Origin of the sequence: Pseudomonas tehranensis (assembly GCF_014268615.1) — a bacterium.
GTDB lineage: Bacteria > Pseudomonadota > Gammaproteobacteria > Pseudomonadales > Pseudomonadaceae > Aquipseudomonas > Aquipseudomonas tehranensis.
Genome location: NZ_JABWQV010000040.1, coordinates 23113 through 30344 on the forward strand (window position 1 = coordinate 23113; position 7232 = coordinate 30344).

General features: G+C 59.8%; 6 protein-coding genes. 1 reads left to right on the forward strand and 5 read right to left on the reverse strand.

Annotated elements, in window-relative coordinates; genetic code table 11:
• Positions 1-42: 42 nt before the first annotated feature.
• The 5 genes from glyA to HU811_RS09960 form a co-directional block, all read right to left on the reverse strand.
• Positions 43-1281, reverse strand: coding sequence for a serine hydroxymethyltransferase (glyA, locus tag HU811_RS09940; RefSeq protein WP_186655566.1), 1239 nt, complete (start codon positions 1279-1281; stop codon positions 43-45).
• Between the two features lie 11 nt (positions 1282-1292).
• Positions 1293-2546, reverse strand: coding sequence for a threonine synthase (gene thrC, locus HU811_RS09945; RefSeq protein ID WP_186655569.1), 1254 nt, complete (start codon positions 2544-2546; stop codon positions 1293-1295).
• Between the two features lie 93 nt (positions 2547-2639).
• Complete coding sequence (locus tag HU811_RS09950) at positions 2640-3071, reverse strand: Rid family detoxifying hydrolase (RefSeq protein WP_186655572.1); 432 nt, start codon at positions 3069-3071, stop codon at positions 2640-2642.
• Between the two features lie 27 nt (positions 3072-3098).
• Positions 3099-4271: an NAD(P)/FAD-dependent oxidoreductase gene (locus HU811_RS09955; protein WP_186655575.1), complete on the reverse strand. Its 1173-nt coding sequence runs from the start codon at positions 4269-4271 to the stop codon at positions 3099-3101.
• A complete protein-coding gene (locus tag HU811_RS09960) occupies positions 4268-5473 on the reverse strand; it encodes a benzoate/H(+) symporter BenE family transporter (RefSeq protein WP_186655578.1) in 1206 nt (401 codons plus the stop codon). The genes HU811_RS09955 and HU811_RS09960 overlap by 4 nt, the downstream gene beginning before the upstream one ends.
• A gap of 339 nt (positions 5474-5812) precedes the next feature.
• On the opposite strand from HU811_RS09960, the gene HU811_RS09965 reads away from it, so the two are divergent.
• Positions 5813-7204, forward strand: a complete 1392-nt coding sequence (locus HU811_RS09965) for an aminotransferase-like domain-containing protein (RefSeq protein ID WP_186655581.1) — start codon at positions 5813-5815, stop codon at positions 7202-7204.
• Positions 7205-7232: the final 28 nt, after the last annotated feature.

Here is a 7232-nt window from a genome sequence, read left to right on the forward strand (position 1 = left end):
GGCGAGCAATCGCTGACCACGGTTTGGGGGGCTGTATTTCGCTTACCTCAACAGATACACCGGAAAACACTCACACAGATGCATCACTCGGCGCCGGATGTTATCCAGGCGTGCTGCATTGTCCGGCTGCTCCAGCAGGTCAGCGATCAAGTTCGCTACTTCGGCACACTCCGCTTCGCCAAAGCCGCGTGTGGTCAATGCCGGCGTGCCGATGCGAATGCCGCTGGTGATCGCCGGTTTCTGCGGATCATTGGGGATCGCGTTTTTGTTCAGGGTGATGTGGGCATTTTCCAGCAATGCCTCGGCGTCTTTGCCCGTGATGTTCATCGCGCGCAGATCGAGCAGAAACATATGGCAGTCGGTACCGCCGGACACGACCCGCAAGCCACGCCGGGTAAGGATGTCGGCCATGACTCGGGCATTGTCGATCACTCGCTGCTGGTAATGCTTGAACCCGTCGCCCAAGGCTTCGTTGAAGGCCACGGCTTTGGCGGCGATAACGTGCATCAGCGGGCCGCCCTGGTAAACCGGGAAAATCGTCTTGTCGAGCAGGGCAGCGTATTGCGCCTTGGCCAGGATCAAGCCGCCGCGCGGACCTCGCAAAGTCTTGTGGGTGGTAGAGGTGATGAAGTCGGCGATGCCAACCGGTGATGGGTATACGCCGGCAGCGATCAACCCGGCGTAGTGCGCCATGTCCACCATCAGGTAGGCCCCGATTTCATCACAGATCTTGCGAAAGCGCTGGAAGTCGATGGTCCGGGAATAGGCTGAGGCCCCGGCGATGATCATCTTCGGCCGGTGTTCCCTGGCCAGGGCTTCCATCTCTTCGTAGTCGAGGGTTTCGGTTTCCGTATCCAGGCCATAGGAAAATGCCCGGTAAAGCTTGCCGGAAAAATTTACCGAGGCGCCGTGGGTCAGATGGCCGCCATGGGCCAGGGACATCCCCAGGATGGTGTCGCCGGGGTCAAGTATCGCAAGGAAAACCGCCTGGTTGGCCTGGGAGCCGGAATGCGGCTGCACGTTGACGTATTCGCAGTTGAACAACTTGCGCGCGCGTTCGATGGCCAGGTTTTCGATTTCGTCGACGACCTTGCAGCCCCCGTAATAACGCTTGCCTGGGTAGCCTTCGGCGTACTTGTTGGTGAGCACGGAGCCCTGGGCCTGGAGCACTTCTTCGCTGACGTAGTTTTCCGAAGCGATTAGCTCCAAGTGGGTTTCTTGGCGATTGCGCTCGCGGTCGATCAGGCGGGCAATGGTGGGGTCGAAATTTTGCAGGCTCATGGTGTGATTCCTTAGATAAGCGCCTCGGCCGGTGGCGCAGTCACGTGATGCGGCAACACCCGTGGATGGCTTTTGGCCGAGGTGGATAGAAAAATGGAGGTGTCTTTCAAACCGCTGCCAGTGATCAGGATCACGGCGGTTTGCGGTGTGTCGGGGTGTGCTTCTGCGTACTTGAGCAGGCCGGCGAAGGCACTGGCGGCGCCGGCTTCCGGGAAAACGCCGGTGTTGGTGGCCAGTCTGGAGGCGGCGGCGACAATACTCGGGTCGCTGACGCAGATGAACTCGCCGCCGCTGGCGGTCACCGCGCGCATGGCCTTGAGGCGATCACGCGGCAGTGCCACGTTGATGCTACTGGCCAGGCTGGTGGGCGGCAGGCGTTCGGTTTTCAGCATCGAGCGGTCGTAGCGCCAAGCGCGGTACATGAAGTTGCTATTCTCGGCCTGCACTCCGATCAGACGTGGAATGCGTTCGATCCAGCCCAATTGCAGCAAATCGAAAAAGCCTTTGTAGACCGAGCCCAGGATGCAACCGTTGCCAACGGGCACGAACACCATGTCTGGCACCTGCCAGTTGAGTTGTTCGCACATCTCGAATGCGACGGTCTTCTTGCCTTCGCTCATGTACGAGTTGATCCCGGTGGTGCGGTTGTACCAGCCGTGTTTTTCGCAGGCGTTGAGGCATTGCTCGAAGGCTTCGTCATATTGCCCGTCGACCAGCACGATCTCGGCGCCGTAGCCCTGCATCTGCGCGAGCTTTTCGCGGGGCGCGCTCTTGGGCAGGTAAACGACATTGTGCAAGCCCAGGCTGGCGCTCATCCCGGCCAATGCTGAAGCTGCATTGCCAGTGCTGGCCACCGCCACGGTGCGTGCACCGGATTGCATCGCGTGGGCCACTGCCAGGGCGCTGGCGCGATCCTTCAATGACCCGGTTGGTTGCCGCGATTCGTCTTTTACGAATACTTTGATCCGGGCACCTTTGCCGAGCAGTTCCGGGCGCGAGTACAGCGGCGTATTGCCCACCAGTAACGGTGGAATGAAATGCGTGGAGCTCAACGGCATCAAGCGGTCGTAGCGCCACATGCCTCGCGCGTGCTCCTGGGCCAGGCTGTTCCGGGACCACGCGCGCTTGAGTGTCGGGTAATCGTAAAGCGCGTCCAGGGCGCCATCGGTTTTGCAATGAGGGCAGTAGTAACTGACCTCTCGAGGCTGGTAGCTTCGATCGCAAGCCAGGCACTGCAATACATACTCTCTGTACGAATTTTTCATGGTCACCCTCTGAAAGTGCGCTGTGCTGGTGCTTTCCTTGCCAGCGTCGACCCAACCACTGGGCCGACGGGCACTCCACTGACAGAAGGTGTTTCAGATCACCATGATGGCGTCGATGGCAACCAGGGTATTGCGTGCCAGTGCACTGGCGCCGGCGGTTGTGCGGGCCGGATAGGGCTTGGCGAAGTACTCTTCCATGACGCGGTTGAGGGTTGGGAACTCACTCAAGTCAGTGATGAACGCCGTGACCTTGACCACATTCGCCAGGGTGCCACCTGCTGCTTCGGCCATTTGCACCAGGTTGTCGAGGGTCTGACGCAGTTGGCCTTCGAAATCCTTGGCCAGCACTTCGTTGTTCAGTGCCGAGACCGGGGTCTGTGCCGACAGGTAGATGGTCTGCCCGTGACTGACCTTGATGCCCTGGGAATAGGTACCCAGCGGCAGTGGCGCCTTGTCGGTGAAAATGACGTTTTCTTCGCCCAGGAAAGATTTGGCGGCGGCTTGGATTTGAGCAGTGGTTTGCATAGTGACGTTCCTTGTTACGTGGATGGGTTAGTGCAAATCGGCAACCTGCTTGACGGCCAGGCTGGCAAATTCCTTATCGCGGCAACGGGCCGGGGAAAAATGCTGGTAGTTGAGTTGCAGCGCCGCCAGGTCGTGCGGCATGGCGATGCCCAGCGCCGCATGGCTGCATAGGCGTGCAATGGCGGGCGCGGCCTGAATGCCGTAGCCACCGAGGGCGGCGAGCCAGATAAAACTCTCTTGCTGCGGGTCTTGGCCGAGCACTGGCGAGCGGTCGGCAACGAAGGTTCGCAGACCCGCCCATTTGTTGATAATCGAGCGTGGGCGCAGGCGCGTGCTGTTTTGCAAGCGGTCCATGGTGATGGCCAGGTCAAGTTCTTCCGGCAGCGCGTCGCAGGGCAACGAAGGGCTTTCATCGCAGGGGGAGACGATCAGCCGCCCGGCTTCAGGCTTGATGAAAATGTCCTCGTCGACCGTGCCCAAGTAGGGCGTGTGGTGCACGTCGCATTGCGGATCGACCGCCAGCACGGTGCGCCGCAACGGTCGGACACCGACCTTGGGCACGCCGCAGCGCTCGGCCAGTTCGTCGGCCCAGGCACCGGCAGCGTTGACCACGATGGCTGCTAGCAATTGCTGGCCGTCCTGGGTGTGCAAGCGCCAATGCCCGTCACGATATTCGCCACGCAGCACTTCGGTCTCACGCTTGATCACACCACCGCAGGCACGCAGCCCGCCGAGGTAGGTGCCGTGGATGCCATGCACATCCAGATCGAAGGCGCTGGGTTCGTAGATCCCGGCGCTCCAGGCGCCTTCGGCGAGGTAGGGGACCAGCTCCTGCACTTGCTTGTCGTCGAGCAGCTCGGCCGTGGGCACTTGTCCCAGTACGGCGCTGAAACGGGCTTTGAGTTTGTCTACCCGGGCCGCCTGGGCCACGATCAGCGCGCCCCGTGGCGTCCATAACGGATGCTCGGCCAGGCCTGCGGGTGGGTTCTCGAAAAAACGCCGGGAGGCGCAGGTCAGTGAGCGGATTTGCTGGTTGCCGTAGCTTTCCATCGAGATCGCCGCTGAACGCCCCGTGGTGTGATAGGCCAGTTGCTGTTCCTGTTCGAGCAGGCAGACGCTGCCATGGGCGGCCAGTTCATAAGCGACTGAGACGCCGGCAATGCCACCACCGACCACAACGAAGTCGTAGCGAGCGGTCATGGTCGGCTGCCCTCGACGATAGCGGCGCCTTTATTCTCTCGGGTATAGGTCAGCACGAAGTGCGCTACGAGACCGAAAATCAGCCCCCAGAACGCGGCAGCCAGGCCGAGGAAGCTCATGCCCGAAGCCGTCACCAGGAAGGTGATCAGCGCAGCTTCGCGTTGTTTCTCGTCAGCCATGGCGCCGGTCAGCCCGGCACTGATCGCACCAAACAAGGCGAGGCCGGCGAGGGCTGCGATCAATTCTTTCGGCAGTGCGGAGAACACCGAGGCCAGGGTGGCGCCAAAGGTGCCCATCAGAATGTAGAACACCCCGCAGGCGATCCCGGCCATGTAGCGTTTGTCACGGTCTTCGTGGGCTTCGCGGCCGGTGCAGATCGCTGCGGTAATGGCCGCCAGGTTAAAACCGTGGGAACCGAACGGGGCCATCAGGACCGAGCCAATCGCGGTGACCGAAATGATCGAGCGTGCCGGCGTGTTGTAGCCTGAGGTGCGCAACACAGCCATGCCTGGCACGTACTGGCCGGTCAAGGTCACCAGCGCCAGTGGCAGGCCGATGTTGATGATCGCGTGCCAGCTCCATTGCGGAGCGATGAAGACCGGATGGGCCATGGCGACGGTGATTGAGTTGCTATTGAGCTCACCGAACGAGGTGGCCACCGCGCAACCGACGATCAGCACCGAGAGGATCGCGTAGCGTGGCGAAAAACGTTTGAAAAGCAGGTATGCCGCGATCATCGCCAGCACCAATGCCGGCTGCAGTTTGATCGACGTGAACAGTTCAGCGCCGAAGCGGAACAGGATGCCGGCGAGCATGGCGGCGGCGATGGCCTTGGGCAGACGGCTCATCAGTTTGTCGAACGCACCGGACAGACCGACCACGGCGATGATCACCGAAGCCACCACATAGGCGCCGATAGCCTCGGGCAAGGTCACGGTGGGCAGCATTGACACTAGCAACGCCGCTCCCGGTGTCGACCATGCGGTGATGACTGGAACACGCAGGCGCCAGCTCAAGATCAGGCCGGTAATCCCGCTGCCGATGGAAATGGCCCAGATCCATGAAGACACCACGTCGTTGGGCAGGTGCGCTTCCTTGGCTGCTTGGAACACGATAATGAGTGGGCCGGCGTAGGAGATGATCACGGCGATGAAGCCTGCGATGACCGCTGACAGGGATAGATCCTTTCTGAATATGTCCATGATGTCTCGACTTGGCGCGACAGGAGCGCGCAGTGGATGATTGAGTCGATTGCTTCGATTCGATATCAGTGTATTTGAATGGATTGAGTTGATTCAATAGGGGGAGAGATTGTTGCGAGATATTTTTTGATATTGTGGAGCGTTTTGGGGATATTTGATGATTAACAAATTGATTTTTATGAATAATATAAAAATAGAATTTGTTTGAATCGCCTCGATGGTCGAGTCAATTGCAGGATCAATCGATTCAATGCGTGGGGTGAGTCGAATTATTAGTTGCCTAACCTCCATGTGATATGCTCGGATATTCATCATTTCTACGATGGGCAGTGATCATTCATGTGGGTTCCCCAGTTAAGCGAGTTCGGCCAGCCGATGTACCTGTCGATTGCCGACGCGTTGGCGCGCGATATCAACAATGGGGTACTGAACGAGGGCGATCGCTTGCCGACCTTGCGGGAGCTGGCTACCACCTTGAATGTCACGCCAGGCACCATCAGCCGGGCTTATAGTGAAGCCCATCGGCGTCGCCTGGTGCAGGGGGAAGTGGGCCGTGGCACCTATGTACTCAACCAAAAGCAACTGGAGCTGCCAGCCAGCAACAGCGCTACTGCGCCACTGAACCTGGGGCAATCCGAACTGCTCGATCTTTCGATCATCAAGCCCTACAGCGAAACCCTGGAATACTGGTTACGTGGCGCGCTGGTGGGCATGGCCAAGAGCACCGATTTCGCTCGCGCACTGGATTACGCGCCGGACGGTGGTCATCCGGCGCATCGCGAGGCCGGGGCGCAATGGTTGCGTCATTCATTGCCCGACGCGCAATGGCAGCAAGTGGTGATCACCGCTGGGGCCCAGCATGGCTTGATGGTCGCGATGAGTGCCCTGACCAACGCTGGCGATTTGGTGCTTTGCGAAGCGCTGTGTTATCCGGGCATCATTTCCCTGGCCCACGGCCTAGAACGCCGCCTGCGTGGCGTGCCAATGGATGACGAAGGCATTATTCCCGAAGCCTTGCGCGAGCTGTGCCTGCGAGAGAAGCCGGCGATGCTGGTGTGCGTGGCGACCTGCCAGAACCCGACGGCGGCGATCATGTCGCAAAAGCGCCGGGCACAGATCGCCGCGCTTGCCGAGGAGTTCGACTTCATCATTCTGGACGATGACATCTACGGCTTCCTTGCCACCGATCCGTCGATCAAGCCGTTGTCGGCATTTGCGCCAGATCGTTCGGTGTACCTGACCAGCCTGTCGAAATCGGTCATGCCGGCGCTTCGGGTCGGTTATATCTATAGTCCGCCGAAACTGCTTTCGCGCCTGACTTCGATGGTGCGCAGCAGTGTCTGGATGCCGTCGCCGTTGACCGCGCAGTTGGCCAGCAACGTGATTACTGAAGGCCTGGACAGGAAACTGATTCGTATCCAGCGCAACGAGGCGGCGGGGCGACAAGCGATTGTCCGGGAAATCTTTGCCAATTTCGAACTCAAGACCCAGCCATATTCCTATCACGTCTGGTTGACGCTGCCGGAACCATGGACCAGCGACGAGTTCACCATGCTCGCACGGGCCAACGGTGTCTTGGTGCTCAGCGGCACCCAGTTCCAGGCTGAGCGTTCAGGCACAACCCGGTGCGTGCGGTTGGTATTGATGTCTCCCACCAGCCAGGACGAACTGCGCTTCGCCCTGACCAAGCTGGCGAGCCTGATCGATTCAGACCCACGTCGTTATTACTAAAAAGATCGCAGCCTGCGGCAGCTCCTAC

Excerpts from the sequence above, each read along its gene's own strand:
- HU811_RS09950 (WP_186655572.1), bottom strand. The coding sequence starts at position 3,071 with ATGCAAACCACTGCTCAAATCCAAGCCGCCGCCAAATCTTTCCTGGGC.
- glyA (WP_186655566.1), bottom strand. The coding sequence starts at position 1,281 with ATGAGCCTGCAAAATTTCGACCCCACCATTGCCCGCCTGATCGACCGC.
- HU811_RS09955 (WP_186655575.1), bottom strand. The coding sequence starts at position 4,271 with ATGACCGCTCGCTACGACTTCGTTGTGGTCGGTGGTGGCATTGCCGGC.
- HU811_RS09965 (WP_186655581.1), top strand. The coding sequence starts at position 5,813 with ATGTGGGTTCCCCAGTTAAGCGAGTTCGGCCAGCCGATGTACCTGTCG.
- HU811_RS09960 (WP_186655578.1), bottom strand. The coding sequence starts at position 5,473 with ATGGACATATTCAGAAAGGATCTATCCCTGTCAGCGGTCATCGCAGGC.
- thrC (WP_186655569.1), bottom strand. The coding sequence starts at position 2,546 with ATGAAAAATTCGTACAGAGAGTATGTATTGCAGTGCCTGGCTTGCGAT.